Origin of the sequence: Phenylobacterium sp., from assembly GCF_030681155.1 — a bacterium.
GTDB lineage: Bacteria > Pseudomonadota > Alphaproteobacteria > Caulobacterales > Caulobacteraceae > Phenylobacterium.
On sequence record NZ_JAUXXE010000034.1, the window covers coordinates 96,971 to 123,393 of the forward strand.

At 66.2% G+C, this 26,423-nt stretch carries 25 protein-coding genes; 15 read left to right on the top strand and 10 right to left on the bottom strand.

The window, feature by feature from the left end; translation table 11 throughout:
- Positions 1–220: 220 nt before the first annotated feature.
- Both Q8M13_RS08910 and Q8M13_RS08915 read left to right on the top strand, forming a co-directional pair.
- On the top strand, positions 221–643 hold the full coding sequence (locus Q8M13_RS08910) for a MucR family transcriptional regulator (RefSeq protein WP_056733150.1): 423 nt from the start codon (positions 221–223) through the stop codon (positions 641–643).
- Positions 644–854: 211 nt separating this feature from the next.
- Entirely contained in the window at positions 855–1,346 is a 492-nt protein-coding gene (locus tag Q8M13_RS08915; RefSeq protein ID WP_305299474.1) for a PAS domain-containing protein, read from the top strand.
- Positions 1,347–1,349: 3 nt separating this feature from the next.
- Here the strand turns inward: Q8M13_RS08915 and Q8M13_RS08920 are convergent, their stop codons facing one another.
- Together Q8M13_RS08920 and Q8M13_RS08925 are read right to left on the bottom strand one after the other, a co-directional pair.
- The gene (locus tag Q8M13_RS08920; protein ID WP_305299476.1) at positions 1,350–1,775 is read right to left on the bottom strand and encodes a SufE family protein; all 426 of its coding nucleotides are present in this window, start codon (positions 1,773–1,775) and stop codon (positions 1,350–1,352) included.
- Between the two features lie 45 nt (positions 1,776–1,820).
- Positions 1,821–2,621, bottom strand: coding sequence for a sensor histidine kinase KdpD (locus Q8M13_RS08925; protein WP_305299477.1), 801 nt, complete (start codon positions 2,619–2,621; stop codon positions 1,821–1,823).
- Positions 2,622–2,825: 204 nt separating this feature from the next.
- On the opposite strand from Q8M13_RS08925, the gene Q8M13_RS08930 reads away from it, so the two are divergent.
- The gene (locus Q8M13_RS08930; RefSeq protein WP_305299478.1) at positions 2,826–4,298 is read left to right on the top strand and encodes a HAMP domain-containing sensor histidine kinase; all 1,473 of its coding nucleotides are present in this window, start codon (positions 2,826–2,828) and stop codon (positions 4,296–4,298) included.
- On the opposite strand, the gene Q8M13_RS08935 is transcribed toward Q8M13_RS08930, so the two are convergent.
- A complete protein-coding gene (locus tag Q8M13_RS08935; RefSeq protein WP_305299480.1) occupies positions 4,295–5,212 on the bottom strand; it encodes a hypothetical protein in 918 nt (305 codons plus the stop codon). The genes Q8M13_RS08930 and Q8M13_RS08935 overlap by 4 nt on opposite strands.
- An 84-nt stretch (positions 5,213–5,296) precedes the next feature.
- On the opposite strand from Q8M13_RS08935, the gene Q8M13_RS08940 reads away from it, so the two are divergent.
- The 7 genes from Q8M13_RS08940 to Q8M13_RS08970 all read left to right on the top strand — a co-directional run bounded on the left by Q8M13_RS08940 (position 5,297) and on the right by Q8M13_RS08970 (position 12,631).
- A complete protein-coding gene (locus Q8M13_RS08940) occupies positions 5,297–5,629 on the top strand; it encodes a DUF1491 family protein (RefSeq protein WP_305299481.1) in 333 nt (110 codons plus the stop codon).
- A 99-nt stretch (positions 5,630–5,728) separates the two neighbouring features.
- Positions 5,729–6,109, top strand: coding sequence for a hypothetical protein (locus Q8M13_RS08945; RefSeq protein WP_305299482.1), 381 nt, complete (start codon positions 5,729–5,731; stop codon positions 6,107–6,109).
- Between the two features lie 75 nt (positions 6,110–6,184).
- Positions 6,185–7,786: a peptide chain release factor 3 gene (locus Q8M13_RS08950; protein WP_305299484.1), complete on the top strand. Its 1,602-nt coding sequence runs from the start codon at positions 6,185–6,187 to the stop codon at positions 7,784–7,786.
- A 195-nt stretch (positions 7,787–7,981) separates the two neighbouring features.
- Positions 7,982–9,364, top strand: coding sequence for a hypothetical protein (locus Q8M13_RS08955; protein WP_305299485.1), 1,383 nt, complete (start codon positions 7,982–7,984; stop codon positions 9,362–9,364).
- 60 nt (positions 9,365–9,424) lie between these two features.
- Positions 9,425–10,471: an energy transducer TonB gene (locus tag Q8M13_RS08960; protein ID WP_305299487.1), complete on the top strand. Its 1,047-nt coding sequence runs from the start codon at positions 9,425–9,427 to the stop codon at positions 10,469–10,471.
- 91 nt (positions 10,472–10,562) lie between these two features.
- Positions 10,563–11,609 carry an energy transducer TonB gene (locus Q8M13_RS08965; RefSeq protein ID WP_305299488.1) on the top strand — a complete coding sequence of 349 codons (1,047 nt, stop codon included), beginning with the start codon at positions 10,563–10,565 and terminating at the stop codon, positions 11,607–11,609.
- A 14-nt stretch (positions 11,610–11,623) separates the two neighbouring features.
- The gene (locus Q8M13_RS08970; protein WP_305299489.1) at positions 11,624–12,631 is read left to right on the top strand and encodes an energy transducer TonB; all 1,008 of its coding nucleotides are present in this window, start codon (positions 11,624–11,626) and stop codon (positions 12,629–12,631) included.
- Here Q8M13_RS08970 and Q8M13_RS08975 read toward each other — a convergent pair.
- The 5 genes from Q8M13_RS08975 to Q8M13_RS08995 all read right to left on the bottom strand — a co-directional run bounded on the left by Q8M13_RS08975 (position 12,628) and on the right by Q8M13_RS08995 (position 18,447).
- Complete coding sequence (locus tag Q8M13_RS08975) at positions 12,628–13,719, bottom strand: DUF2336 domain-containing protein (protein WP_305299491.1); 1,092 nt, start codon at positions 13,717–13,719, stop codon at positions 12,628–12,630. The genes Q8M13_RS08970 and Q8M13_RS08975 overlap by 4 nt on opposite strands.
- A gap of 50 nt (positions 13,720–13,769) precedes the next feature.
- Positions 13,770–14,528, bottom strand: a complete 759-nt coding sequence (locus tag Q8M13_RS08980) for an ABC transporter permease (RefSeq protein WP_305299492.1) — start codon at positions 14,526–14,528, stop codon at positions 13,770–13,772.
- Positions 14,525–15,271: an ABC transporter ATP-binding protein gene (locus Q8M13_RS08985; RefSeq protein WP_305299494.1), complete on the bottom strand. Its 747-nt coding sequence runs from the start codon at positions 15,269–15,271 to the stop codon at positions 14,525–14,527. Before Q8M13_RS08985 ends, Q8M13_RS08980 begins: the two co-directional genes overlap by 4 nt.
- 12 nt (positions 15,272–15,283) lie before the next feature.
- The gene (locus Q8M13_RS08990; RefSeq protein ID WP_305299495.1) at positions 15,284–16,297 is read right to left on the bottom strand and encodes an ABC transporter substrate-binding protein; all 1,014 of its coding nucleotides are present in this window, start codon (positions 16,295–16,297) and stop codon (positions 15,284–15,286) included.
- A 74-nt stretch (positions 16,298–16,371) separates the two neighbouring features.
- Complete coding sequence (locus tag Q8M13_RS08995; RefSeq protein ID WP_305299496.1) at positions 16,372–18,447, bottom strand: ATP-binding protein; 2,076 nt, start codon at positions 18,445–18,447, stop codon at positions 16,372–16,374.
- 259 nt (positions 18,448–18,706) lie between these two features.
- Here Q8M13_RS08995 and Q8M13_RS09000 point away from each other — a divergent pair, with 259 nt between their 5' ends.
- Positions 18,707–19,759, top strand: coding sequence for an SPOR domain-containing protein (locus tag Q8M13_RS09000; protein ID WP_305299498.1), 1,053 nt, complete (start codon positions 18,707–18,709; stop codon positions 19,757–19,759).
- On the opposite strand, the gene Q8M13_RS09005 is transcribed toward Q8M13_RS09000, so the two are convergent.
- The gene (locus Q8M13_RS09005) at positions 19,756–21,552 is read right to left on the bottom strand and encodes an ABC-F family ATP-binding cassette domain-containing protein (RefSeq protein ID WP_305299500.1); all 1,797 of its coding nucleotides are present in this window, start codon (positions 21,550–21,552) and stop codon (positions 19,756–19,758) included. The genes Q8M13_RS09000 and Q8M13_RS09005 overlap by 4 nt on opposite strands.
- A gap of 42 nt (positions 21,553–21,594) precedes the next feature.
- The gene (locus Q8M13_RS09010; RefSeq protein ID WP_305299502.1) at positions 21,595–23,754 is read right to left on the bottom strand and encodes a transglycosylase domain-containing protein; all 2,160 of its coding nucleotides are present in this window, start codon (positions 23,752–23,754) and stop codon (positions 21,595–21,597) included.
- A 47-nt stretch (positions 23,755–23,801) separates the two neighbouring features.
- On the opposite strand from Q8M13_RS09010, the gene Q8M13_RS09015 reads away from it, so the two are divergent.
- From Q8M13_RS09015 to Q8M13_RS09030, 4 genes are all read left to right on the top strand, one after another.
- Entirely contained in the window at positions 23,802–24,266 is a 465-nt protein-coding gene (locus Q8M13_RS09015; RefSeq protein ID WP_305299504.1) for a YcgN family cysteine cluster protein, read from the top strand.
- A gap of 105 nt (positions 24,267–24,371) precedes the next feature.
- Positions 24,372–25,292 (top strand): J domain-containing protein, encoded by a 921-nt coding sequence (locus Q8M13_RS09020; RefSeq protein ID WP_305299506.1) that lies wholly within the window; start codon positions 24,372–24,374, stop codon positions 25,290–25,292.
- Positions 25,293–25,385: 93 nt separating this feature from the next.
- Positions 25,386–25,721 carry a PepSY domain-containing protein gene (locus Q8M13_RS09025; RefSeq protein WP_305299508.1) on the top strand — a complete coding sequence of 112 codons (336 nt, stop codon included), beginning with the start codon at positions 25,386–25,388 and terminating at the stop codon, positions 25,719–25,721.
- Positions 25,722–25,730: 9 nt separating this feature from the next.
- Positions 25,731–26,423 (top strand): response regulator transcription factor, encoded by a 693-nt coding sequence (locus Q8M13_RS09030; RefSeq protein ID WP_305299510.1) that lies wholly within the window; start codon positions 25,731–25,733, stop codon positions 26,421–26,423.

Below are 26,423 nucleotides of genomic sequence, written 5' to 3' on the forward strand. Positions count from 1 at the left end.
TCATTGCGGTTGTGGCATTTCACCGCATGCAATAGTGGCGCCTTGCACAAGAAATTGGTGCGGTGCAGCAGCTATTCTTAGTCGTGGACACGTTCGTTGAAGAATAAGAGTCTGTTCCATGCTTGTGCTTGAGTTGGCTTCCAGATATCAACGCGATCACTGATGTCGTGAATCAGTCATCCCCCAACTTGGTGCAACCGCACTCACGGAACCGAGAAATATGGACGAGAAATCGGAAGTCATTGAGATGACGGCGGATATTGTTTCCGCGTATGTCGGAAACAATTCGGTCGCCGCGGCCGATCTCCCCAATCTGATCCAGAGCGTCCACCGTGCGTTGGCGGGTATTTCCTCTGGTTCCGATGTCCAGGAAGCCGCCCCCAAGGAACCTGCGGTTCCGGTTCGCCGTTCGATCACGCCTGATCATCTGGTTTGCCTGGAAGACGGCCGGAAATTCAAGTCGCTCAAGCGTCACCTTCGTACGAAGTACAATATGAGCCCTGAAGAATACCGTGCGAAGTGGGGTCTTCCGAAGGACTACCCTATGGTTGCACCGAACTATGCTAAGGCTCGTTCGGATCTGGCCAAGCAAATGGGCCTTGGCCAAGGTGGCCGTCAGGCTCCGCGCAAGCGCACCAAGTAAAAGTACGGCGCATTGCCGACTTAGAAGCGCCCGCCGTAACCGGCGGGCGTTTTTGTGTCCGCAGGGTGCGGCGGAAGCGCCCACTTGGTGATGAAGGCCACCTTTTGGCCTGATTTCCTGGGGGCTTCGCAGTTTTCCACTTGCGGGCGAATCACCCTCTGGGCGATAAGTGATTCGTCGCGATTCCAAGGGGTTGTTAAGGAATCTGAATATGGCCGCACAGATCGGAGCTTCGGCGGCGGCCGCCCGCGCACATGAGGAATTGTACGCCTATTGGGCCCGCCTTCGGAATGGCGGCCAACTCCCAGGGCGTAACGACATTCGCCCTGAAGACTTCAAGCGTTTGCTGCCGACGGTCAGCCTGATCGATGTGCGTCGCGAACCGATGGAGTTTCGTCTGCGGCTCGCCGGAACCGGCCTCTATGGCGTCTACGGCCGCGAGATCACCGGGCGTTCGCTAGGGGAGGTATACAACTCATCGGCGACCGACTACTGGCGCCAGGAACTGACCAGGCTGGTGCATGAGCGGCGGCCGGCGGTGGGCGTCCACAGCCTCGCTTGGCGAGGCGCGGCGCATCTCTCCATCCTGTGGCTGCGGTTGCCGCTGGCCTCCAACGGCCGGGATGTCGATATGATCCTTGGCTATGACGCCGTGGTCGGCGTCCAAGGCGACACGGTCGTCAGCGGCATCCGCGCCGCCTGAGATCTAGGCCGCGGTCAGGGCCTCGGCGTCACGCCGGACGCGCCCCACCATAGACGCTAGGCCGTTGGATCTTTGCGCCGACAGGTGACCGCTCAGGCCCAGCTTGTCGAACGCGGCCTTGGCGTCGCTGGCCAGGATGTCCTTCGCCTGCTTGCCGGAAAACAACCGCAGCAGCACCGCGATCAGGCCGCGCACGATGTGCGCATCTGAATCACCACGAAACACGACAGTTCCATCAGCCTGCGGTTCGGTCACCAACCAGACCTGGCTGGCGCAGCCGCGAACCTTGTTGGCGTCGTTCCGTTCGGCGTCGGTCAGAGGGGCGAGTTCTCGGCCCAGATCGATCACGTAGCGGTATCGTTCCTCCCAATCGCCCAGCAGGTCGAATTCTTGGGAGAGGTCTTCGAGGTCTTGCGCGATCGTCGTCATGTCATTGGCGACTTAGGCGCCGCAGGGGGTAAACGCAACAGGACCCTAGGCCGCGGGTAGTCGAACCTGCGCGGTCAGGCCTTGGCCGGCGACTGACGAGAGCTTCAACCGGCCTTCCATCGCTAGGCACAGCAGTTCGACGATCGGCAGGCCCAAGCCCGCGCCTTCGCTTCTGCGGGTCAGGGCGTTTTCGCCCTGCTCGAACGGCATCAGCAGTCTTGGGATGTCGGCTGGATCGACGCCGGGACCGTGGTCGGTGATGGATATCTCCACATGGCGGCCGGCGGCCTCGGCCCGGATGCTGATGTCCGAGCCTTCAGGCGCGAAGATGACCGCGTTCTGGATCAGGTTGGTCAGAATGTTTCTCAGGCCCCGGGCGTCGGCGATGACGGCGGGCAGGGCGCCCTGGTTTTCAATGTCGATGGCCACGCGGGCCTGGGCGATCTCTTCGCGAAGGCCATCAAGGACGTCGTCGAGCGCGTGGTCGATCGACTCCTGCTGCAGGTCGATGTCCATGGCGCGGCCTTCCAACCGAGCGATTTCCAGGACCTGATTGACCAGCTTCAACAGCCGAGCGCCGCTCATGCGGATGATCTCGGCGTATTCCTTGTACTGAGGCGCGCCCAGCGGGCCGTACAGCTCCGAGGCGATGATCTCGGAGAAGCCCAGGATCGAGTTGAGCGGCGTGCGCAGCTCGTGGCTGGCCATTCGAAGGAAGGATCGTTTGGTTTCGTCCAGCGCCGCTTCGCGACGCGCGCGGGCGCTCGATCGCGGGGCGACCTCAGCCTGCGGGGACTGCTCCGATTCTGACGCGTGAACCGGTCGTTTGGGAGCCGCCTGGGCCATGGACTGAACTGAAAGCCTCGCGGTCTTTGACTTAGCTAGCCTTAGTCCCGCCGCGCTTACGATTTCCTTTCAATCAACAAGATCATGTGGTTCGAGGCCTCGAATGCGGTCGCGTCCAAGGCGAGCGGCCTCGCGGGGACTCACTAGGGCCGCTAAGATCGCATCAATGTGCAGCGCTCAGCGAAGGAGGCGTCGAGACTTTTCGTGATCGAGAGCCCCATCGCCCGGACGACGTCAAAGACCAGGTCGTCGGCCGCAGGCTCGATCCTGGTCATCATCGGTCTTGGCGTGGCCGGCGCCCTTGCGGCGATTTTCACCGGCGGCGTGGCCGGTCCGCTCGCGGTCTTGTGCCTGCTGCCCCTGGCGGCGGCGGCGGTGATTGGCCACGGCGCGCGGTTGGCGCTCGGGGCGGCGGTGTCGCTGGCGTCGGTCGGCGTCGCGGCGCTGGCTGGTCTGACCTTGGATGTTCCGGTCTTGAGCCCGGCCCTGGCCAATGTTCTGGGGGTGGTGGCCCTGACAACGACCGTGGTGGGGCTGGCGTCTGGGCTCGTGATCCTCCAGCGCGGAGCAGGCGCTGACGCCAATCTGCATCGTCAGGCTGAGGCCCGGTTGCGTCAGGCCTTGAACGATCAACCGCATTTGCTCGTCGCGATGAGCGCGCGCGGCAAGCTCGTCGGCGCCTGGGGGCCTGAACCGGCCGGCGTGGCTGGACTGGCGCAGGGGCGGCTGTTGACCGACTTCGTGGCGTCGGACGATCAGGCGCGGGTGCAGGCGGCGATCGCCGCCGCCGTCGCCGATGGAGCGGCTGAGGTCGGGTTCGCGCCGACGCGCGAGCCGGACGGCTGGCTCGTGCTCAGTCTTCGGCGTGTCGCCGGCGGTCGCATCATGGGAACGCTTCGCGACGGCCGGGCGGCCCGGGATCGGGAGGCCGAGCTGGAACGCGCACGCGCCGACGCCGAAGCGCAAAACGCCGGCAAGTCGCGGTTCCTGGCCAATATGAGCCACGAATTGCGAACGCCGCTGAACGCCATCATGGGCTTCAGCGACATCATGCGGCAGGGACTGTTCGGCTCGTTGTCGGACCGTTACGCCGAATATGCCGAATTGATCCACGACTCCGGCGGGCATCTGCTGGATCTGATCAACGACGTCCTGGACATGTCGAAGATCGAGGCCGAGCGATTCGAGCTGTCTCGCGACATCTTCGACGCCCGCGACGCCGTCGCCGGGGTTCTGCGGCTGATGCGCGGCCAGGCCGACCGGGCGGGGGTGCAGCTTCGTGGCTTGCTGCCGCGCGAGCCGCTCGACGTCACGGCCGACCGGCGCGCGATGAAGCAGATCGCCCTGAACCTGGTCTCCAACGCCCTGAAGTTCACGCCGCGCGGCGGCGCCGTCACCGTCACCATCCATGCCGACGGCCCGGTGCTGGAATTGGTCGTGGCCGACACCGGCGTTGGCATCAGCGCCGAGGACATGCAGCGGCTTGGACGTCCCTATGAGCAGGCGGGTGGTCCGGCCCAGCGGGCGACGGGCACAGGGCTGGGCTTGTCCCTCGTGCGATCATTCGCCGAGTTGCATGGGGGCGAGATGGAAATCGAAAGCCGCCTGGGCGAGGGAACCACCGTGACCGTCCGGCTGCCGGTGATCGAGCACCCGGAACCGGCCCGCATTTCCTAGCGGCTGGCGACCTGCAGGAAGGCGCGTCCTGCCGCGAAGTCGCCCACCTCGACATAGGCGCGGCGGACGTTTTCACCCTGGCCGGCGGCGAACAGGAACTCGACGGCTACGGCCTCGCGAGGATCGAGCTGAGCCAGGGCGTAGGCCGCGCTGGGCGGGAAGCGGAACGCCCAGGCCGATTTCATGTCCTTGGGCATCAGATCCAGGCCCGCCGGACTGCGGGCTTCGGCGGAATAGACGCTGCGGGCCGAGGCCGGGGGCAGCCGGCGAGCCAGCGGCAGGGTGGCCAGCGGCTGGCCGCGGGTGTCGAGATAAGGACCTTGGGTGGTCGTGGCGTCGCGCAGAACCAGGCGCGCGGCATACGGGGTCTTGCCGTCCGGAAACTGAGCCACGGCCATGAGCGAATTGGCGCCGTCACGGCCCGCCAGGCCGAAGATCATCCGGTTCCAGCCAAAGCTGGCGGTCTGTTGCAGGCGCCAACGTACAGCCGCGCCGCTCGCCCGGTCGGCGCGCCATTCGGCCAGTTCGCCAGGATAGGTCATGCGGCTGAGTTGAGCGTAACCGTCGAAGGCTTGGCGTACGCGCGCAGCGGCCAGGTTGAGATCGCCCGAATCGCAAGGCGTCGCGGAAGCCTTGGCCCACGCGCGCTGCTCCACAGCGGCCAGCCCGGCTTTGTCGACCCCGGCGCGGAGGGCCGCGCCGCGGGCCTGCATGCGGCTCGCCGACAGGGCGGCCCTGACCGGGGCTTGGAACAGCCCGCAGCGGGCGTCGGCGGCGGTCATCACCGTGCGCTCGTAGAAGAGGTCGGCGGCCTGGGCCATCGACACACCGGGCGCTGCGAGGAGCACCCCCGCCACGGCCAGACCCATCCATCCACACACGACGCGCCGCGCGGTTCTGCGCGTACTCGTCATGTTTCCTGCTTTTCTCGTATGTTCGAGAACGTCGGGCGACCGTAGAAGCTCAGCCTTTCCGCTCTGTTATCGAGACCATAAAAAATGCTGCTTTCCACCGACATCTGGGTCGCGGCCCTGATCCGCCGCGTGGAACTGGGCGGCGGATACGCGGTCGTGGTCCGCAAGGGCGACGCCCGCGCCGGCAGCGTTCTGGTCAAGGTGATGAACCGCAGCGACCGCACCTTCCGGCTCTATGGCGAGGCCACGCGAGGCGACGGCGAGCGGGTCTGGATGCGCCCGGCGTTGTCGGATCAGGAAACTGACCTGGACCGCTATATCGAGCGCGCGATCCGCATCGATCCCGATATCTGGGTCGTCGAGGTCGAGGACAAGGACGGTCGCCACTTCCTGACCGAGCCTGTCGAAGAAGGTTAGGAGCTAAGGTTAGCGGCCGGTTTACCGCCTTCCTCAACGGCTGCGAAAGCACGCCCGTGGCAAACAGTCGCGTTCCCGTAATGTGAGCGCTTGCCACGTATGCTCTTTCTCCTGAACGACGTGGTGCTGAACTTGAGCGGCATGAGCCTGTCGCCAAAGCTGGCCAGCAAGCGGTTCAGGGAATTGCCGTTCAATGTGGTCAGCCAACTCGGCCAGGAACTCTATTCCGAGGATCCGCTGCTGCATTTCGATCGGCCGGAACGCGCCCGCCGGCTCGCCACCCTGATTATCGCCAAGGCGCCGGCCATCAACGCGGCCCTGTTTGTCGCGCCGCGGTACGGCTGCGCGCCCGAAGAAGTGGCCTTGCGCTACGCCAATGTGGACTTCGAGGTCATGGCTCGGCTGAGCAAGCGTCAGGAGGAGGGGCAGATGGACGCTGTCTGGACCGACCGACAGGTCTGGCGGCGCCTGGCGGCCTAGGCTTTCTGGCGCTAGCTGGCCCGCGAAACCAAGCGCGGGCTTTCGCGCGAGGCCCGGCTGCGCTACCTGCGGGCTATGAGCAATTCCCCCGCCGCCGAGGCCGCCCGCCGGCGCACCTTCGCCATCATCTCCCACCCGGACGCCGGTAAGACGACCCTGACCGAGAACGTGCTGCTGGCCGGCGGCGCGATCCGTGCGGCCGGCGCGGTGCGCGCCCGTGGGGAAAATCGGCGCACCCGCTCGGACTGGATGAAGATCGAGCGCGAGCGGGGGATCTCCGTCTCGGCGAGCGTGATGACCTTCGATCACGCCGGGCTGATGTTCAACCTGCTGGACACCCCGGGCCACGAAGACTTCTCGGAAGACACCTATCGCACCCTCACCGCGGCCGACGCGGCCGTCATGGTGCTGGACGCCGCCAAGGGTATCGAGCCGCAGACCCTGAAGCTGTTCGAGGTCTGCCGCCTGCGCGACATCCCCATCGTCACCTTCATCAACAAGATGGACCGCGAGGCCCAGGACCCGATCGAGCTGCTGGACGAGATCGCCTCGAAGCTGGCGCTGGATCCGGCCCCGCTCTACTGGCCGGCTGGCTCGGGCGGGCGTTTCAAGGGCATGCTCGATCTGCGGAACGACAAGTTCTTGCCGTTCGCCAAGAAGACCAACGACAACAAGGACGAGGGCCACCCCGGCGCCATCGCGTTCCATGGCGCGGCGATCAACAGCTACCTCGACCCCGATGAGCAGGCGGAGCTGGAAGAGGGCGCGATGCTCATCCAGGAAGCTTCTAAGCCTTTCGACCCCAAGGCCTTCCTCGAAGGCCACATGACCCCGGTGTTCTTCGGGTCGGCCCTGCGCCACTTCGGCATCGACCAGCTTCTTGAGGGTCTGGGCGCCTATGCGCCACCGCCTAAGGCGGTCGCGGCGATCAAGGGCGGCGAACCGATCCATGTCGCGCCCGGCGATCCGGAAGTCACCGGCTTCGTCTTCAAGGTCCAGGCGAACATGGACCCCAACCACCGCGACCGGATCGCTTTCCTGCGGCTGACCTCGGGCAAGTTCCAGCGCGGCATGAAGCTGAAGGTGCAGAACACCGGCCGCCAACTGTCGGTCAATGCCCCGATAATGTTCTTCGCCTCCGACCGGGAATTGGCCGAAGAGGCCTTCGCCGGCGACGTGATCGGCATTCCGAACCACGGCGTCCTGCGGGTGGGCGACAGTCTGTCGGAGACCGGAACCCTGCGCTTCGCCGGTCTGCCGAACTTCGCCCCCGAAATCCTGCAGCGCGTGCGGGTGAAGGACCCGTTGAAGGCCAAGCACCTGAAGAAGGCGCTGGAAGGCCTGGCCGAGGAGGGCGTGACCCAGCTATTCCGCCCGGTGATCGGCGCCGACTTCATCGTCGGCGCGGTTGGGCCGCTGCAGTTCGAGGTGATGGCCGACCGTCTGGCCAACGAGTACCAGCTCGACGTGTTGTTCGAGCAGGCGCCCTATTCCGAAGCCCGCTGGCTCACGGGTGAGAAGGCCGACGTCGAGGACTTCGCCAGCAAGCACAAAAGCGCCATGGGCACGGACATCGACGATCAGCACGTCTTCCTGGCCAAGTCCTCCTGGGAAATGGGCTATGTCGCCGAGCGCTTCCCGAAGATCGGGTTCGAGCGTTCCAAGGAACGCGCCTAGCGAGAAACTAGCCGATCCACGCAAGTTCTGGGCCAGTTAGGGTTAACGTCCACACACAAGAAAGTCAGACTTCGTTAACCATACTTGGCCAATTAACCACTTGTTTACGATCTCGGCTCCGCGTTTGCTCCAAGAGGTCTGAACCTTCCGTAGGCGTCTCGTCATGGGACGCCGGTGGGTGATCGGAGCCTTGCCATGTTCGAGTTCGGTCGGGAGCTAAAGCGGTTGTTCGGCGCGGACGCCGTCAATGCGCCGCGTGATGGTCTGACCGGCGGCGACGCCTCGCTGCTGGAACTGCTCGACCTGCGGATGATCGCCAAGGAAGGCCGTGCCGCCGACATCGCCGCGGGGCGCGTCGGCGCCAAGGACGAGGCTCAACGCCGACTGGAAAGCGCGATCGTCTGGCGCGAGGTCGCCCGCCGGTCCGGGGACGCTGCCTCATTGCGCAAGGCCGCCGCGACCGCGGAAGCCGCTGCGGAGGCTTTCGGGCGAGACCGCCGGCCCGATGGCTGGGCGCGCGCGCGCTGTGAACAGGCCTTCTGCGCCATGCTGGGCGCGGAGTTGTTCGGGGACGAGGGGCTCAACGCCGCCGCCGATGTCGCTTTCCGCGACGCTCGATCGGCCGCTCGGGGCGGGCTCTCCCTGCCGCTCGCCGACGTCGGCATCGCCGCCATCGAAGCCCGCGCTATGATGGCGACCGGCGACGCCCAGGCCGCGCGTGTCGCGGCGGCCAGGTTTGCTCATCCGATCGCCGGACTTCAGAGCCTCACGCGGCGTTGCCGCGCCGCGCGACTGCTGGCGGTCGAGGCGCGCCTTGTTCTGGCCGACCTCTTGATCGGCTGGGGCGCGCGGCTGCGCGACGGGGAATTGTTGGCCATGGCTCGCGACGAGGCCGAACGCGCCGCCAAGGGGCTGGACGTGGCCTATGAACCCTTGAGCTGGGCCCGCGCCATGGCGCTTCGCGGTCAGGCCCTGGCCCTGATGGGCGAGCTCAATGGCGAGGTCGAGGTTCTGGCCCAGGCCGTTGGCGATCTGGCTGACGTGGTCGGAGAGCTGTCCCGAGAACAAAGCCCGCTGGACTGGGCGCGAAGCCAGACCGCCCTCGCGCAAGGCCTGCAGGCTCTGGGCGAGGCTGGCGGCTCGGAGCGCGCCTACGAACAGGCGGTGACCTGCTATGATCGGGCCGCTCACGTCCTCAAGAAAATTCCGGCGCTTTCGCTGCGGGCTTTCGGCGCCTCGAACCGGGCTCTGTGCCTGGCGCGCTCGGCCGAGCTGTCGGGCGATCTGACCGTGCTCGACGCCGCGGAGTCCGCCTTCAAGATCGAACTGACCGGGATCACCGCCAGGCGCGATCCGGCCGCCTGGGCGCTGCTGCAGGTGAACCTTGCGCGGCTGTACGAGGCCCGGCTGGACATCACCGGCAAGGATCGCGGCGAACGCGCCAGCGCCGCCCTGGCTCTCAACGCCGCTCTAGACGTTTTCGGCGAGCTTGGCCTTCGCTCCCTCAGCATCGTCGCCGCCGACGCCCTTGAACGCCTGGCGGGCGGCCCGATAGCGAGCGCGCGTTCGTCCTACTAAGCCGGCGCTATACAACCCCTGATCGGTCGTGCGAGCATGCTCGCGACAACGGGGGCGTTGATGTCATCAATCTATTTTCCCGCCGGGTTCGCCCTGGCGATCGCATGGGCGTCGACGGGTTTGGCCGCGCCTGTTGCTACGGAGGCGACTTGGCTCAAGCGGCCTAGGTCCGAGGATCTGCTGTCCGTCTGGCCCGCCGAGGCCTGGAACAGGGGGATGGGCGGCAAGGCCACGATCGTCTGCGAGGTCAGCCTGCATGGTGCGTTGCGAGCCTGTACGGTGGAGAGCGAGTCACCGACGGGGGCTGGCTTTGGGCATGCTGCGATCGCCTTGACGCCACAACTTCTGATGAAGCCGGCGACCCTGGATGGAAAGCCCGTGGTGAGCGGCGTTCGTATTCCTGTGAACTTCCCGAAGCCGGAGGTGGCTACCGGCACTCGCCTTCCCGGCGTGGGCGGGTTTTCGGGGGTCACGCGCAAAAGCGTTTCCGATGTGTCGTGGGTGACCGCACCCACCTATGGCGACGTGGCGGCTGCATATCCGGCGAAGGCGCGGGCGAAGCAGATCGGTGGCCGAGTAACGCTGGATTGCACCTTCAAGACCAAGGGGCGGGTCGGGGACTGCGGCGTGCTCGCCGAGGAACCCAAGGGCGAGGGCTTCGGCGGCGCCGCGAAGTCGCTGGTGGACCAGTTCGTCGGGCCGACCGAGCTTGATAATGGCTCCAGCACACTGGGCGTCGCCACCCAGATCCCGTTCACATTCACCGCCGATATGCTCGACGCTGACAAGCGGGTGATTGGGAAGCCTCAGTGGCGCGCGCTTCCGACTGGCGACCAGTTCGCCGGAGGCTACCCAGCCGAAGCTGTGAAGGCCGGGGTTAACGCTGGCCGGGTCGTGATGAGCTGCGGCGTCGGCGACGAAGGAAAAGTCGAGAACTGCGTCGCGACATCGGAGCAGCCGGCGGGCCTGGGATTTGGCGCGGCGGCCGTCGCGCTTTCGGGCGCATTCCAGGTGACCGCTTGGACTGCCGAAGGCCTTCCCACGATCGGCGGAAAAATCCGCGTGCCAATCCGCTATGAGGCGCCGGACACCGAGACGCCGCAGTGACGGGCCCTTGCGTGGCGAGAAAATCGCGGTCGCTCAACTGCGCTGTGCCGCTCCTGGTCGGCTGCTCTGAGCATGGCCGCCGGAGGGGATCATGAAGCCGAAAATAAGCGCTTTTGCGTTGTGTCTTCTGGCGTCCTCGGCGGAGGCCAAGGACGAAGCGACGCGGTTGGATGTGCGGCCCGATTGGTTGAAACGTCCGGATGCCGCGGATGTGCTGGCGGTCTGGCCTAGCGCTGCATGGATCAAGGGGCTCGGCGGGCGAGCGGTAATCAGCTGCAGGGTAACCCTTCAAGGGGCCTTGGCTGATTGCTCCGTGAACAGGGAAGAGCCGGTCGGCGCGGGATTCGGGGCGGCGGCCATCGCGCTCAGCCCGCAATTCCTGATGAAGCCCGGCATTCGCGACGGCAAGCCCGTCGAGAGCACGGTGCGGATTCCCATCAGTTTCCAGACCCCTGACTTGCCGATGGGCAGCCATATTCCCGGCGCGGGCACCCTCGGGAATAGCATGACATTGACGAACGTGAACTGGATCGCTGCGCCGACCTACGACGAGGTGGTGGCGGCCTACCCTGAGAAGGCGCGGCTTAAGGGACTGGGCGGGCGCGCAACGCTTGATTGCGAGTTTAGACCTAGCGGCGGTCTCGGCGATTGCAATATGATTCAGGAGGAGCCGAAGGGCCAAGGCTTCGCAACCGCCGCAAAGGTGCTTGCTCAGCGCTTCGTCGGGCCGGAAACGCTGCCGAACGGGGCCAGCACGAGGGGCGTCTCGACGCAGATCACCTTTGTTTTCGACAGCGACATGCTTGATCCCGCAAAGCGCGTGGTGGGCAAGGCCTCATGGGCCAAGTTGCCCAGCGGCGGTGACGTCGCTGCGGGATATCCGGTGGCGGCGGCGAAGGCGGGAGTTCGCAGCGCCCGAGTAGTGATGCTATGCGAAATTGGCGAACAAGGGCGCCTGGCGGGCTGCTCCGCTGACAGCGAAGAGCCGGGCGGCCATGGATTCGCCGCCTCAGCCATCGCGATGTCTCCGTTGTTCCAGGTCAAACCTTGGAGCGACGAAGGGCTGCCGATGATTGGTGGCAAAATCCGCGTACCGATCCGCTTTCAGCTTCCGGAACCGGCGGCCGCGTCTAAGTGATTGGAGGCTCCCACATGAGCAGGCTCGCTGTCGTCATGCTGCTGTTTGCTACGCCAGCCGCAGCCCAGGTTGAAACCGTCGTCGATCTTGAACCCGACTGGAAGCGAAAGCCGAACCGGGAGGATTTGCTCGCTGTCTGGCCGAAGGATGCGCTGAGGCGCGGTGCGGGTGGGACTGGGGTCATCCATTGCAGCGTATCGGCGCAAGGGGCGCTTTTTGCGTGCTCGGTTGTGTCCGAGCAGCCGGCGGGATCGGGCTTCGGCGCGGCCGCAGTGGCGCTTACGCCTCAGTTCCTGATGTCCCCGGCGATAAAGGGCGGCAAGCCTGTGGCCTTCGACGGGGTGACCATTCCGGTGAAATTCATGAGCTTTTCACCAGACCCCAGTCGGCGGGGAGCGACCGCGGTATCCAATGTCGGATGGATGGCGGCGCCGACCTATGCTGAGGTGGCCGCCGTCTATCCGGAGCGCGCACGTGAACGAATGGTCGGCGGGCAGGCGACGATGAAGTGCGAATTCGACGCCGGCGGCCGGCTTGATGACTGCTCGGTGCTCGGCGAGACGCCGCGAGGGCTGGGCTTTGGATCGGCCGCGCGGTTGTTGGCGCCCAAGTTTCAGGGACCCGTCAAGTTCGCCGGCGGCGGGAGCGCCAAGGGCGCGATCGTCCAGCTAGCGGTGACCTTCCCGGTGGAAATGTTGAAGGGGGGCGAACCTCTCGCGGGCAAGCCGCAGTGGGTCGCCGCGCCGACTGCCGAAGTCATGCGCGGCGCTATTCCGGCCAGCGCGATCGCGGCCGGCGTTGAGACTGCGCGTGTGGTGATGGACTGCACGATCGAACCAGACGGCGCGCTTGGCCAGTGCGTGGTCGAAAGCGAGACTCCCGAGGGCCATGGGTTTGGCGCCGCGACACTGGAAATTTCCCCGGCTTTTCGTGTGAGCATCTGGACGAGCGAGGGGCTGCCGACCATTGGCGCCAAGGTGACGGCGCCGATCCGCTACGACATCCTCTCGCTGAAGCCCTAGGCGGCGATGTCGGCGGAGTTCCGGCGTACGCGCCAGAAGCGGATGGTGCGCTGGGCCGCCTCTCGGGGCAGGGCTTCGTAGAGTTCGCCGTACTCGCGCGCCCGGCCCATGGCGTTGGTGTCGCGGTCCAGCATCAGGACAGCGAAGGTGAGGTAGAGGGAGCGATCGAAGCCCGCGGCCTTGCAGACGATGGACAGCGCGTCCAGTTCGCGGCGTTCCAGAATGCGGCGCGCGGTGTGGAAGTCGATATCGGCCAGTTCGCTTAGCGCCACCAGGAACTTGGTGGTTTCGCGCGCGCGCAGGAAGCCGGCCAGGATTGGCGGGGTAAGAGCGTCGCGGTCGCGCAGCATGCGGATCTGGGTCTGGGCCTCGGCATAGTCGGCCGGCAGGGCGCCGTCGCGGGTGGCCAGGCGCGTGCGGCCCGCGGCGAGCGCCGCATCCAGCGCCGCCGGATCGACGGCGGCGTTGCGGGCCAGAATGTCACCGCGCAGCCGGCTCTCGACCACGAAATACATCTCGTTCAGCAGGTCGATCGGCAGGGATTTGCGCGCGACGACAGCCTCGTGCAGGTCGGGGTTTTCGACCGCGCGATCGACCACGATCTCTTGGGTTTGACGGGACATCAGCGCGCCCTCGTTGGCGAGCAGCACGCCAAGAGTGGCGTCATCGCCTCGCTCCACGATGGCCTCGGAGACGGCCTCCGGGACCAAGGGGCGTTGGGATATGGCGCGCAGGTGGTCCTGGCCGCGGGTCCGCACCACAGAGAGCAGGTCGTCTTCGGTCAGGGCCTTGGATGTCGCCAGCACCGGATGGGCCACGTCGATGGAGATGTCGCGGGCCAGGTCGCGCAGCAGGCCGCGCGGGGCGGTCTCGGCCTCAGCCATGCGCTGGGCGAGTTCGGCGCGGACGGCTTCCTCCATCTCGCCGGCCAACTGGCTCATGACGTCGTCGAACAGGCCAAGCTCGTCGGCGCCATGCGTCGCTTCGGCGGAGAAAAACAGGTCGGTGACGCCGCGCAGCAGTTCTCGCCGCCGCTCGCTGGATGGCTCCTGGGCCATCTCGATCAGGTCGTGAAGTTTGCTGCGCATGGGCCCGCAGGGTTAACCCAAGGCGCTTAATCGCCGCCTAACGGTTGAGCTTAACGGCCTCGCCACCACTTCAGGCCGGCCCGTTCGGCGCGGTCGAGCAGGGCGTGGAGCACCACCCCCATCAGTCCCAGCACCACCAGGGCCGCAATCATGCGGGCGGTCTGAAGCTTGTTGCCGGCGTCGAGGATCTGCCAGGCCAGGCCGCGGACACCCCCTGATCCGGCCCCGAACTCGGCCACGACGGCGCCGATGATGGCCAGCCCCGCGCCCACCTTGTGGCCTTCAAGCAGGAACGGCACCGACGAGGGGAGCCGAAGGCGCATGACGCGGCTCCAGCGGCCCGCACCATAGAGATCGAACAGCCGCTCCAGGTCCGGATCGGCGGCGCGCAGGCCGGTGACTGCGCCAGAGAATATCGGGAAGAAGGCGACCAGCACCGCCAGGGCGATGATCGCCCGCTCTGGATGATCGATGCCGGCCCAGATCAGCACCAACGGCGCGATGGCGACCACCGGCGTCACCTGCAGCACCGAGGCCAGCGGCCGGACGGCGGCCTCCAGGATCGGGTTCAGGCCAATGATGATGGCGATGGCGATAGCGACGAAGCTGGCGATCACCAGGGCGATCAGCGCAGTGGAAAGCGTTATCCAGGCCGCGGCCATCAGGCTGGGCAGGTTTTCGACCAGGGCCGCGGCGACGCCTGATGGCGGGGGCAGGAAATAGGCCGGCACGCCCATCGCGCGCACCGCGAGCTCCCAGGCGCCGAGCAGGATGGCGATCAGGACGAAGGGGGCGAGGGCGCGCGTCACGCAGCAGCGTCCATGCCGATGGCCAGCAGGTGGGACACCTCTTCGACCGCGCTGCGGAAGCTCTCGGAGGTCCGGAACCCGGCGGGGCGGGGGAGCATGCCGTCGACCTTGGCGATCCCGGCGATCCTGCCAGGTCCTCTGGTCAGCACCACCACGCGTTCGGCCATATAGACGGCCTCCTCCACATTGTGGGTCACGAAGACGATGGCGGGCCGCGAGGCGGACCACAGAGCCAGCACGTCGTCGGCCAATGTGCGGCGGGTGATCTCGTCCAAAGCGGCGAACGGTTCGTCCAGCAGCATCAGGCGCGGTTCGACGACCAACGCCCGCGCCAGGGACACCCGCATGGCCATGCCGCCGGAGAGGGTCGCTGGCCGTGCGTTCTGGGCGCCGGCCAGGCCGACCCGTTCAAGCGCTTCGGCGGCGCGGGCGTTGGCCTCGTCGCGTTGAACACCGGAAAGCTCGAGGGGCAGGGCGACATTGGCCTTGGCCGTCAGCCACGGCGCGAGGGTCGGCGCCTGGAAGACCACGGCGGTTTCGCCCCGACCGGCGGCCCGCTGAAGCGTGCCGCGCGTAGGGCCTTCGAGCCCGGCGAGCAGCCGCAGCGCCGTGGACTTGCCACATCCGGAAGGACCGACCAGGGCCACGACCTCGCCGGCCCCAATCGACAGGCTGACCGGTCCCAAAGCGCGGCCGCGCCCGGGATAGTCGACCTCGACCTCGTCCAGTGTCGCGACGGTCACGCTCGCCGCCCTCTACTTCGCCGCCGCGGGTGCGACGAACTGCAGGGTGTAGGCGCGCTTGTAGTCCATGGTCGGCGGATAGACGCCTTGCTCGGAGGCGACCTTGAAGAACTCGGCCCAACGGGCGTCGGTCATCACGCCGATGCCGCCGGTCTTGGCGTCGCCGGAGTCGACGATGCCGTAGGAGCGAAGCTTTTCACGAGCCTGGTCGAGGACATCCTGGGTCATTTCCGGATTGTCCTTCTTGATCAAGGCGTCGCCAGGAGCCGCGTCACCTTCGAGGTAGCTTTTCCAGCCGGCCGCAGAGCCCTCGACGAAGGCCTTAACCGCCGCCGGGTTCGAGGCGATCATGCTATCGGGGACGAGGATCATCGTCGCGTAGCCGGGGTAACCTTCATCGGCGAGCAGGAAGACCTTGGCCTTCAGGCCAGCCTGCTTCTCGATCGTATAGGGCTCGGAGGTGACATAGCCCTGCTGGACCACGCGCTTGTCAGAGAGGAAGGGCGCGGCGTTGAAGGTGTATTTCCGCACCTGATCGTCGGTGAAACCGTACTTCGACTTCAGCCACACCCAGAAGGCGCTGACCGAGGCGTCGGAGAGCAGGATGGGGCGGCCCTTCAGGTCTGCGATCTTCTCCAGGCCCTGCTCCGGGTGGGCGATCAGGACCTGGGGGTCCTTCTGCATCATGGCCGACACGGCCTTCACTGGGATGTTTTCCTTGGCCAGGTTCATGACGATGAAGCTGTTGGAGCCCATGCCCGCCTCGACCGCGCCAGACGCCAGCAGTTGCGGCACGTTCACGCCCGGGCCCCCCTGGACGATCTGCACATCCAGGCCGCGCTTGGCGTACTCGCCGGTCGCTACGGCCTGGTAGAAGCCGCCCTGTTCCGCCTGCGCGCGCCAGTCGGTCGCGAACCGGATCTTGGTGGGCGTTCCTTCGACGGGCGCCGCAGTCTGCTTTTCGCCGGGCGAACAGGCGCAGACCAAGGCCGCAAGCGCGACGGCGGCGAGACGCAGGACCTTCATGGATTTCCCCCAGACTGAACGGGCGCGAGCCTATGCGCTGGCGCGCTTCGTTCCAAGGTCGTAGGCGCCGAAGTTTAGGCCGCCTCGGCTTTTCGGTCCGGCGAGAGCCATTTGACCAGCACGTCGTGGAGAGCCTGGATCTGGATGGGCTTGCCAACGGCCGCGTTCATGCCCGCCTTCAGGCAGGCAGCCTCCATCTGCGGCATGACGTCGGCGCTCATGGCGATGATTGGCAAGGTGGCGTTCGCTCCGCCCAGGGCGCGGATGGCCCGGGTCGCTTCCAGCCCGTCCATGCGAGGCATATGCACGTCCATCAGGATCAGGTCGCAGGCGCTCAGCTTGGCGGCGGCGACGCCTTCCTCGCCATTCTCGGCCAGGATCACCTCGCACCCGAGCAAACCCAGCACCGTGGCGCCCAGCTCACGGTTCATCGGGTGGTCGTCGACCAGCAGGATGCGGGCGCTCAGCGCCTTGTCGCCCTTCGGGGCGAGCGGGGCGGGCATGCCCATCTCGGCGCGCGGCGCGGCGACCTCGAGCCAGAAGGTCGAACCGGCGCCCGGCTTGCTATCGACGCCGATCTTGCCGCCCATCAGCTCTATCAGCCCTTTGCAGATGGCCAGCCCCAGGCCAGTCCCGCCGTGGCTCCTGCTCACCGAGGAATCGCCTTGGCTGAAGCGTTTGAACAGCCGCTCGACCTGATCGGAGGGCACGCCGACACCCGTGTCGATAACCTTGAACCGCAGCAGGTTCGATGCGTCGGCTTGTTCGAGGACCTGGACTTCCAGCCCGACGCGCCCGCGCTCAGTGAACTTGATCGCGTTGGACAGCAGGTTCAGCAGGATCTGGCGCATCCGCAGGTCGTCGATCATCACCGCCGTTTCGACGGGGCCGATGAAGCTGAGCTGGAGGTCGAGGTCCTTGCGGCGGGCGGCGTCGGCGACGATGGCCAGGGCGTCCTGGGCGATGGCGCGGGGCGTCACCCGGTTCGGCCGCAGTTCGACTTCTCCGGCCTCGACCTTGGAGAAGTCCAGGATGTCGTTGACCACCGCCATCAGCGAAGCTCCGGCACGGTCGATGAGCGAGAGTTGCCGTCTGGCCGGCTCGGGCAGGTCCTCGCGTTTCAGCAGCACCTCGGTGAACCCGACGATGGAGCTCATCGGCGTGCGGATCTCGTGGCTCATCGTGGCCAGGAACTGGGTCTTGGCCACGCCGGCGGAAACCGCGCGGATCTGGGCGGCGCGAGCCACTCGCGTTCGGCCGGCCCAAAGGCGTTTCATCCGCTTCTGGTCGGCGATGGCCATGGCGGTGGCCAGGCTCGTGAGGAAGGCGACGGCGATCAGGAACTGCAGGCTGCGGGTCTTCTCGGTCAACGACCACCCCGCGAGATTCGGAGGCGAGGGCAGGACCACAACCATGCTGGATAGAGCAACGGCCATGATCAGGGCGGCCACCGCGGCGCCTCTCGGTCCCAGGCGGAAGCAGAGTAGGGCCAGGGCGGGAAAGATCAGCAGCGCGATCGGGAAGCGCACCTGCAGGAATGTCGCGGCGCTGACGACGATGATCAGGGCATAGAGGCCGAGCTGCTCGCCGACCGTGCGGCGGAAGTCCCGGATCATGTCCGGCCGGCACACCAGCAGGACGGCGGGAAGCATGATCGCCATGCCAAGAGCGTGACCGTAGAACCAGCTGGTCAGGACGACATTGAAGCTGCGGCCGTACAGCGTGAAGAGATCGGCGGCGATGATTGCGGTGACGGCGGTCGCCGGCGCGACGGCTAGCAGGATCAGCCGGGCGACGCGATTGAAGCTGGTCAGGCGCATGGTTGCGCCACAGGCCCGCCGCGCCAGCCAAGCTGCGCCAAATGCTTCGGAGAATGTGAGGACCGGGAACAGGAACGCGGCCAGGGGCGGGTTCCCGATGACGAGATTACAGGCGAAATTCAGCACGAAGCAGAGGCTCGCCAAGGCCAGGCTCCAGCGCCAGGGCAACAGCAGAAAAGCGGCCGCGAGGAGTCCACTGGCGAACCAAATGACGGCCACGCCCTCGCCCGCCCGCGTGAGGGTCAGGCTGAACAGCATGCTGACGACGTAGGCCAAGGCCAGACCGCCGCTGAGCATCAGGTTGTGAGACCAAGTGGTCCGGGGCGGCATCGGGGGTTCCCGTTTCTTAGGAGAAAACCCTGCGCCCGCCTTAGAAACCAAAGGTTTAAAGCGCCGACCTTGACGACAGTATGTCGCATGCCGCGCTGGCGGCAGGGTTGCACGCGATCAGAGCAAAAAGCAGGCGACGACCTATCCACAGGATTGCGGCCCGCTCAGCCTGTTCCCGACCGGTTTGCTCTAACCTTGTTATGGTGAACCGATCTATGCGACGGCTTGGCTGCAGAGTTTGGTTAAGAGAGGCCTTGGCGTGCGAGTTCGGTTGGCGGCGACGTTCTTAGTCCTCGCGGGCGCGGCCTTCGCAGGGGCGGCGGCGGCCGAGCCGAATGACGCCTCTTTGAGCGCGAACCAGCGCCGGGCGATCGCCGCCAGTGGATTGCCTAAGGCCTCGATCGTCTCGGTGAAGCCCGACATGGTGGTGGCGATCCGCAGTCGCGGGACGCCGAGCGCCGGCGGCGGCGTGATCGAGGGCGTCGTCCTGCAGGGCGAGGTCGTTTCCAGCAATGCGGCCCAAGTGATGGGCTATCGCTCGATGCGCTCGACGGTGAACGTCGACTGCGTGCGCCGCCGTGACCTCGTCGTCAAGATGGCGGTCTACAGTGAGCCCAACGCCCAGGGCGAGGTGGTCAATCGGCAGGTGCCCGGGGGGTGGGTGCAGCCCTCGCCGGACGCCTATCTCTCCGATGTGATGCGCAGCGTCTGCGCCTCGGTTCCACGTACGGCCGTGGCCGAAACGCCGGCCGTCGCGCCGGCCAAGGTCCGCAACGCTCCTGCGCCCAAGGAGACGCCGGCCCCGGTCGTGGCGCCAGTCGCGCCCCCAACCTCAATCTCGCCGCCTGCCCGTACGCGTACGGCGATGCTGAACGCTGATCGGCCCGTCCCGACATCGGTTGACGCTCGTATGGCGCGCAGCGACGAACCTCAGGGGGCCGTGGCCCCACCGCCTTCGCGGGAGCATGCCGAGGTCCGTCTGCGGCCCATGGTGGCGCCGCCTCCGCCACCTCCACCGAGAAAGGCTCCGACAACGACAGCGCCTAAAGCTGCGGCGCCGAAGCCCGCGGCGTCAAGGCCGTCCGCGCCGGGCAAGATTAGCGTGCAGATCGCCGCTTCGCCGACCGAAGCACAGGCCCGCGAAGCCTTGGCCCGGGTCAAGGGAAGGGTGAAGGCGCCGCTGTCGAGCTCGGTGCGCAGCGTCACAGTCGACGGCAAAGTCTATCACCGCGCGCTGATCAACGGCTTCCAGAACCGAGCAGAGGCGCAGGCGTTCTGCGGCGCGCTCGGGGGCGCCTGCTTCATCCGCTAGCGGCTGGCTTCCAACGCCTCGCGCCGCTCTTCCAGTCCTAGCCACTCGTCTTCAGCCGAAGACAGTTCGCGCCGCGCGGCCTCAAGGGATTTGTTGATCCGTTCGAACGCGGCGAAGTCCCGCGCATAGAGCCCGGGATCGGCGAGGTCGGCTTCCAGCTTGGTGATCTTGCCGGGCAGGGCGGCGATGGCGGCCTCCAGCTCCTGCAATCGGCGCTGGTCCTTGTAGGAGAGCTTGGTCGGCTTGGCCGCTTCAGTTTTCGCCGGAGCAGACTTCGGCGCCGGAGCGCTCGGCGCGGCGATGGCGCGGAAGAAGCCGGGGTTCTGTGACAGGAAGTCCTGCCAGCCGCCGGGGGTCTCCACGACCTTGCCCCGGCCGTCCAAGGCGATGGTCGAGGTGGCCAGCCGGTCGATGAAGTCGCGATCGTGACTGACCAGGATGAGCGTGCCCTCGTAGTCTGCCAACAGATCCTCGAGCAGGTCGAGGGTATCCATGTCCAGGTCGTTGGTCGGTTCGTCCAGCACCAGCAGATTGGCGGGCGTGGCCAGGGCGCGAGCCAGCAGCAGGCGGTTGCGCTCACCGCCCGATAGGCTGCGAACGGGCTGGCGGAGCTGTTGGTCGGTAAACAGGAATTCCTTGGCGTAGGCCGCCACGTGCTTGGGCTGGCCGCGCACCATCACCTGGTCGCCGCCTAGCGGGGTGAGCACGTCCCGCAGCATCATCTCCGGCTTCAGGTCGGCGCGGGCCTGATCGATATAGGCGATCTCCAGGTTTGCTCCGAGGTTCACGCTGCCCTCGTCGGGGGCGAGTTCGCCCAGCAACAGCTTGACCATCGTGGTCTTGCCGGCGCCGTTCGGTCCAACGATGGCGACGCGGTCGCCGCGTAGGATGCGGGTGGAGAAGTCCTTCACCAGCGTGCGCTCGCCGAAGGACTTGGAGATGCCCTTCACCTCGGCGACCCGCTGGCCCGACATGCCGGAGGAGGCGATGCCCATGGAAAGATCGCCGCGGACTTCGCGCAGGCGTTCGACCTTGGTCTTGCGCAGATCCATCAGCGCACGGCGGCGACCTTCGTTACGGGCTCGCCGACCAGTGACGCCGCGCTGCAGCCAGTATTCTTCCTTCTCGAGCAGCTTATCGAGCTTGCGGCCTTCCTCGGCCTCGGCCGCCAGGACCCGTTCGACCCAAGCGTCGAATTCCACAAAGCCCTTGTCCAGGCGGCGGACCTTGCGGTGTTCAAGCCAGAACGAGCGGTTGGTGACGCGGCCCAGGAAGGCGCGGTCGTGGCTGACGATGACCAGGGCCGAGCGCATCGAGGCGAGCTCGGTCTCCAGGGTTTCGATGGCCAGGATGTCGAGGTGGTTGGTCGGTTCGTCCAGCAGCAGGACGTCCGGCTCTTCAGCGAAGGCGCGAGCCAGGGCCGCGCGGCGGATTTCGCCGCCCGACAGGCCCGTGGCCGGCTTGGACGGATCCATGCCGAACATGTCGAGCGCGGCTTCCCCGCGATGCGGCTCTGCGCCGCCCAGGGTGACGTAGTCCAGCAGCGTCTCGCCGGTGATCTCCGGCTCCTGCGGGACGTAGGTGATGCGGGTGGCCGGCTGGATGCTGCGCTCGCCGTCATCGGCCTGGATCTGGCCAGCGAGGATCTTCAGCAGGGTGGACTTGCCCGCGCCGTTGCGACCGACCAGGCAGGCGCGCGAACGCGGCTCCACCGCCAGGTCGACGCCGTCGAACAACATCTTCGGCCCGTCGGCGAGACGGACATTCTTAAGTGCGAGAATGGGGGGCTTCATGTCGGCAGGGACATAGCCGGACCCGCCGCTTCAAGCGACTCCTCAGTTGGGGATGGGCTCCATGGTCGCGTGACCCGGCTCCGGTGGCGGCGGGGGGGGCTCGATCATCTGCGGCGCCACTGGCGGGGGTTGCAGCGCCGAGGCGGCGTTGGAGAAATCATCGGCCAGGCCCTCGAAGAAGTAGTTTCGCGGGTCTGCTTCGTAGGTGGCCTCGGGATCGGGCAGCAGCCATTCGAACTCCCGCGCTGGCAGTTTGGCATGCGCCGTGACCATGAAGTCGCGCCAGATCGTGGCGGCGACCTCGCCGCCCGTGACCTTGTTCATCGGCTTGTCGTTGTCGTTGCCGACCCAGACGCCGGCCACATAATCGGGGGTGAAGCCGATGAACCAGGCGTCGCGCCAGTTCTGGCTGGTCCCGGTCTTGCCCGCCGCCGGGCGGCCGAAATTGGCGCGCGCGCCGGTGCCGTTCACGACGACCTTCTGCATCATGTTCACCATCATGCTGGCGAAGTGGATGTCGTAGGCGGGGACAGGCGAGGCGGTCTGATGAGAGAAGATCACGTGGCCATTGATGGTGGCGATCTCACTGACGATAAAGGGCGTGATGCGGTTCCCGGCCTGTTGGAAGACCTGGTAGGCCGAGGTCATCTCGATCAGCGGAACCTCATAGGCGCCCAGCGCCACCGACAGGTTCGGATTGGGCGGCAGGGTGGTGATCCCGAACCGCGAAGCCAGGTTGGAGATCGCCGCAGGACCAACCTCCTGGCCCAGCTTTACGGCGACGGTGTTGATGGACTGCGCCAGGGCTGTCTCGAGCGTCACCGCGCCACGGTATCGGCCGCCGTAGTTTTTGGGTTCCCATTTATCGATCTTCACCGGCTCGTCGACACGCACGTCGGTGGGCAGCACTCCTTTTTCGAGGGCTGCGGCATAGACAAACGGCTTGAAGCTGGAGCCCGGCTGGCGCTTGGCCTGTACGGCGCGATTGAAGACGCTTTCGCCGTAATCGACCCCGCCGACCATGGTGCGGATGGCGCCTTGAGCGTCGATGGCGATCATCGCGCCCTGGCTGGCGCCGCTGGCCTTGCCTTGGCCTTGGACGATGCGGCGCAACGCCTGGGCGCCGCTGGCTTGCAGTTTGGTGTCGATGGTCAACCGGACGACCAGGTCCGGTGAGTTGGGCCCCACCATCTTCAGGACTTCGCCGGTGGCGTAGTCGAGCGCGTAGCCGTTGTCGCCGTCGTTGGAGAGCGCCGTCCCTGCGAGTTTCGGCGGGCTTGCGATGGCTTCGTTCATCTCCTGCTGGGTGATCCAGCCCTCGCCCAGCATACGCTCCAGCACCAGGCGCTGGCGCTTCAGCGCCCCTTCCATGTTGCGGTGAAGCGCCATTCGCGAGGGCGCCTTGGGGAGGGCCGCGAGCAGGGCCGCCTCGGGCAGGCTGAGCTGACTGGCCGGCTTGCCGAAATAGGTGCGGGCCGCGCCGTCCAGGCCGAAGGTGTTGGCCCCGAAATAGATGCGGTCGAGATAGAGCTCTAGCACCTCGTCCTTGGTCATCACCTGTTCCAGCTTATAGGCCATCGCGGCCTCTTGGATCTTGCGCCGGATGTTCTGGTCCGGCGTCAGGAACAGGCCCTTGGCGAGCTGTTGGGAGATGGTCGAGCCCCCCTCGACCACCCGGCCGGCCTGATGATTGGCGCGCGCGGCGCGGGCGATGGCCCAGAGATCGACGGCTCCATGCTTGTAGAAACGGCGATCCTCCGCGGCCAGGAAGGCCTTTGGCACGTAATCGGGCAGCCGGGCCAGGCTGATGTCCTCGCCGTACTGCGGTCCGCGCGAGGCGAGAAACTCGCCGTTCATGTCGTAGAACTTGATCGCCGGCGCACGGCTGGTGGCGTAGAGCGCCTGGCGGCTCGGCACCTCGGGCAGGTCCTGCAGATAGTGCTCGTTCACATAGTTGGCGGCATAGAGCGCGGCCCCGACGCCCAGCGCGAAGATGACGGCCAGGCTGATCCACAACCAGCGCAGATCGAGCCGCCGGCGCGGCTCTTCCCCATTGCCGCCACGCTTGCCTTTCCGGCGCTCAGGGGGCAGGTCGGCGCGGAACGGCTCGTCCGGCTTGGGCGCAGCCTTCTTCAGGCCGGGCCGGAGGCCGCCAGTCGGCGCCTTTCTGGCGCGGTCAGGATCGTTGTCGTTGTCGGTCACGGATAGTCGGGGTCGGCTTGTATTGGTTTGTGTAGGACGCCTGTAGCATGGCTTCGAGGCCTTTCTGGGAAACGAAGTCTCTCGAGGAGATGACGCCGCGCGAGTGGGAGAGCCTCTGCGATGGTTGCGGGCTGTGCTGCCTCATCCGTTTCGAGGATGAGGACACCGGCGAGATCATCCCCACCCGGGTGCATTGCCGCCTGTTCGATTCCGAGAGCTGCGCCTGTTCGAACTACGCTCAGCGCAAGCGCCACGTTCCCGACTGCATCAAGCTGACGCCGCAGAATGTCGATACGCTCCAGTGGATGCCGCTGAGCTGCGCCTATCGACGGGTCAACGAGGGCCGCGGCCTGGCTGATTGGCACCCGTTGATCTCCGGCGATCCGGAAAGCGTGCATCGCGCCGGCGTCTCGATCCGAGGCGAGACGGTCAGCGAAGAATCCCTCGCCGATCCAGATGACGCGATCCAATATGCGGCCTGGGATCTGCTAGAGGAGCGTGGTGACGACTAGCCCCATCTCAACCGATGTGGTAAAAATGTCACATTGAGGCTTGCGCGCCTCGCCAAACGGCCTAATTGAGAGGCCCCGGTTCTAATTGTTTGAGAGGTCTGTTCCTTGGCGCGCGATCCCTATCAGGAACTCGGCGTATCTCGTGGAGCGAGCCACGATGAGATCCGCAAGGCGTTCCGTAAGCTCGCCAAGCAGCATCACCCTGACACCAATCCGGGCAACAAGGCTGCTGAAGATCGTTTCAAGCAGGTCAGCGCCGCATTCGACATCATTGGCGATGCTGAGAAGCGCAAGAAGTTCGACGCTGGCGAGATCGACGCCGACGGGCGTGAAACCATGCGCGGCTATGGCGGCGGCGCAGGCGGCGGTTCCTGGGGCCAGCAGGGCGGCTGGAACCAGTCGCGCAATGCCGAGAGCATGGAAGGCGCCGATCTGGGCGACCTGTTCAGCGAAATCCTGGGGCGTCGCGGTGGTGGCGGCGGCGGAGGGTTCGGCAGCTTCTCCCAAAAGGGCGCCGATGTTCGCGCCAAGCTCGAAATCGACCTGGAAGACACCATTCACGGCGCCAAGAAGCGCATCGCGTTCTCTGATGGACGCACGATCGACGTCACTATTCCGAAGGGCGCGGAAGAAGGCCAGACCTTGCGCCTGAAGGGGCAGGGTTCGCCGGGCCGTTCCGGACCGGGCGACGCCTTCATCGAACTCGTCGTTCGCCCGCACGCGATTTTCCGTCGCGAGGGCGAGCAGCTGGTCATGGACCTGCCGGTCACGATTCCCGATGCAGTGCTCGGCGGCAAGGTCGAGGCGCGCACGCCCGATGGCGCGGTGACGCTGACCGTGCCCAAGGGCGCCAACAGCGGTCAATCCTTGCGCCTGAAGGGCCGGGGACTGTCCGACTCACGCGGCAAGCGGGGCGATCTGCTCGCGCGGATCGTACTTATGCTGCCCGAAAAGCCGGACGCCGAACTGGAGGCCTTCGCCGAGCGTTGGCGAAAAGAGCGGCCCTACACGCCTAAGAAGAAGTGATCGGCGTTCGGTCTGCGTGACAGACCGACGCACGCCATTCATAAACCTGCCATTCAGGCTCGGTTCAGTGACGTGGTTGTAATCCTTCAGATCATGAAACGCCTTCTCCTCATCGCAGCGCTGATCGCCGCCGCTCCGGCGGCGAGTTATGCGCAGCACGGGCCGGATTACGGCCGGCCGTCGTACGGCGGCGGCCGGGGCGACCAGGACGCGGCGCGTGCGGCCGTGCGCGGCGGGCGCCAGGTTCCGCTTTCGCAAGTGATCGCCACGATTTCGGCCCGCACGCCCGGTAGGCAGCTCAACACCACCCAGGGCGATGCCGGCGGCCGTCCCGCCTACTTCGTCCAGTGGCAGACCAATGACGGCAGGGTGATCATTTTCGTCGTCGACGCCCAGAGCGGGGCGATCATCTCTCGCCAGGGCGGCTAAAGGAGCTCCATGCGTATTCTACTTGTTGAGGACGACCCGGACCTGTCGCGCCAACTTAAGTCGGCGCTCGGCGACGCGGGCTATGCGGTCGACCATGCGCCCGACGGCGAAGAGGCCCAATTCCTGGGCGAGACCGAACCCTATGACGCGGTGATCCTGGATCTTGGCCTGCCAAAGGTGGACGGTGTGTCGGTGCTGGAGCGCTGGCGCCGTGAGAACATGGCCGTGCCGGTGTTGATCCTCACCGCCCGCGGCGCGTGGAGCGAGAAGGTCGCCGGTTTTGACGCCGGCGCCGACGACTACCTCACCAAGCCATTCCATACCGAGGAGTTGCTGGCTCGCTTGCGCGCCCTGCTGCGGCGCTCGGCCGGCCATGCCGCGCCCAGCCTGTCGATCGGCGGCCTGCGCCTGGATCCGCGCGCGGCTCGCGCCAGCGTCAACGGCGAGCCTCTACGCCTGACCTCGCTGGAATATCGTCTGCTGCACTATCTGATGATGCACCAGGGTCGGGTGATCAGCCGCACCGAGTTGGTTGAGCATCTCTACGATCAGGACTTCGACCGCGACTCCAACACCATCGAGGTGTTCATCGGCCGCGTGCGCAAGAAGATTGGCGCCGACCGGATCGAAACCGTCCGGGGTCTTGGCTACCGCCTCACAGCTCCGGCTGACGAACTGGGAAGCGAGGCGGCCAAGCCGTGA

Coding starts and splice junctions, on each gene's coding strand:
- Q8M13_RS08995 (WP_305299496.1), bottom strand. CDS start 18,447: ATGCCGCCCCGGACCACTTGGTCTCACAACCTGATGCTCAGCGGCGGT.
- Q8M13_RS08950 (WP_305299484.1), top strand. CDS start 6,185: ATGAGCAATTCCCCCGCCGCCGAGGCCGCCCGCCGGCGCACCTTCGCC.
- Q8M13_RS09025 (WP_305299508.1), top strand. CDS start 25,386: ATGAAACGCCTTCTCCTCATCGCAGCGCTGATCGCCGCCGCTCCGGCG.
- Q8M13_RS08920 (WP_305299476.1), bottom strand. CDS start 1,775: ATGACGACGATCGCGCAAGACCTCGAAGACCTCTCCCAAGAATTCGAC.
- Q8M13_RS08925 (WP_305299477.1), bottom strand. CDS start 2,621: ATGGCCCAGGCGGCTCCCAAACGACCGGTTCACGCGTCAGAATCGGAG.
- Q8M13_RS08910 (WP_056733150.1), top strand. CDS start 221: ATGGACGAGAAATCGGAAGTCATTGAGATGACGGCGGATATTGTTTCC.
- Q8M13_RS08990 (WP_305299495.1), bottom strand. CDS start 16,297: ATGAAGGTCCTGCGTCTCGCCGCCGTCGCGCTTGCGGCCTTGGTCTGC.
- Q8M13_RS09005 (WP_305299500.1), bottom strand. CDS start 21,552: ATGAAGCCCCCCATTCTCGCACTTAAGAATGTCCGTCTCGCCGACGGG.
- Q8M13_RS08945 (WP_305299482.1), top strand. CDS start 5,729: ATGCTCTTTCTCCTGAACGACGTGGTGCTGAACTTGAGCGGCATGAGC.
- Q8M13_RS08940 (WP_305299481.1), top strand. CDS start 5,297: ATGCTGCTTTCCACCGACATCTGGGTCGCGGCCCTGATCCGCCGCGTG.
- Q8M13_RS08970 (WP_305299489.1), top strand. CDS start 11,624: ATGAGCAGGCTCGCTGTCGTCATGCTGCTGTTTGCTACGCCAGCCGCA.
- Q8M13_RS08935 (WP_305299480.1), bottom strand. CDS start 5,212: ATGACGAGTACGCGCAGAACCGCGCGGCGCGTCGTGTGTGGATGGATG.
- Q8M13_RS09030 (WP_305299510.1), top strand. CDS start 25,731: ATGCGTATTCTACTTGTTGAGGACGACCCGGACCTGTCGCGCCAACTT.
- Q8M13_RS09015 (WP_305299504.1), top strand. CDS start 23,802: ATGGCTTCGAGGCCTTTCTGGGAAACGAAGTCTCTCGAGGAGATGACG.
- Q8M13_RS08960 (WP_305299487.1), top strand. CDS start 9,425: ATGTCATCAATCTATTTTCCCGCCGGGTTCGCCCTGGCGATCGCATGG.
- Q8M13_RS08975 (WP_305299491.1), bottom strand. CDS start 13,719: ATGCGCAGCAAACTTCACGACCTGATCGAGATGGCCCAGGAGCCATCC.
- Q8M13_RS08965 (WP_305299488.1), top strand. CDS start 10,563: ATGAAGCCGAAAATAAGCGCTTTTGCGTTGTGTCTTCTGGCGTCCTCG.
- Q8M13_RS08915 (WP_305299474.1), top strand. CDS start 855: ATGGCCGCACAGATCGGAGCTTCGGCGGCGGCCGCCCGCGCACATGAG.
- Q8M13_RS08955 (WP_305299485.1), top strand. CDS start 7,982: ATGTTCGAGTTCGGTCGGGAGCTAAAGCGGTTGTTCGGCGCGGACGCC.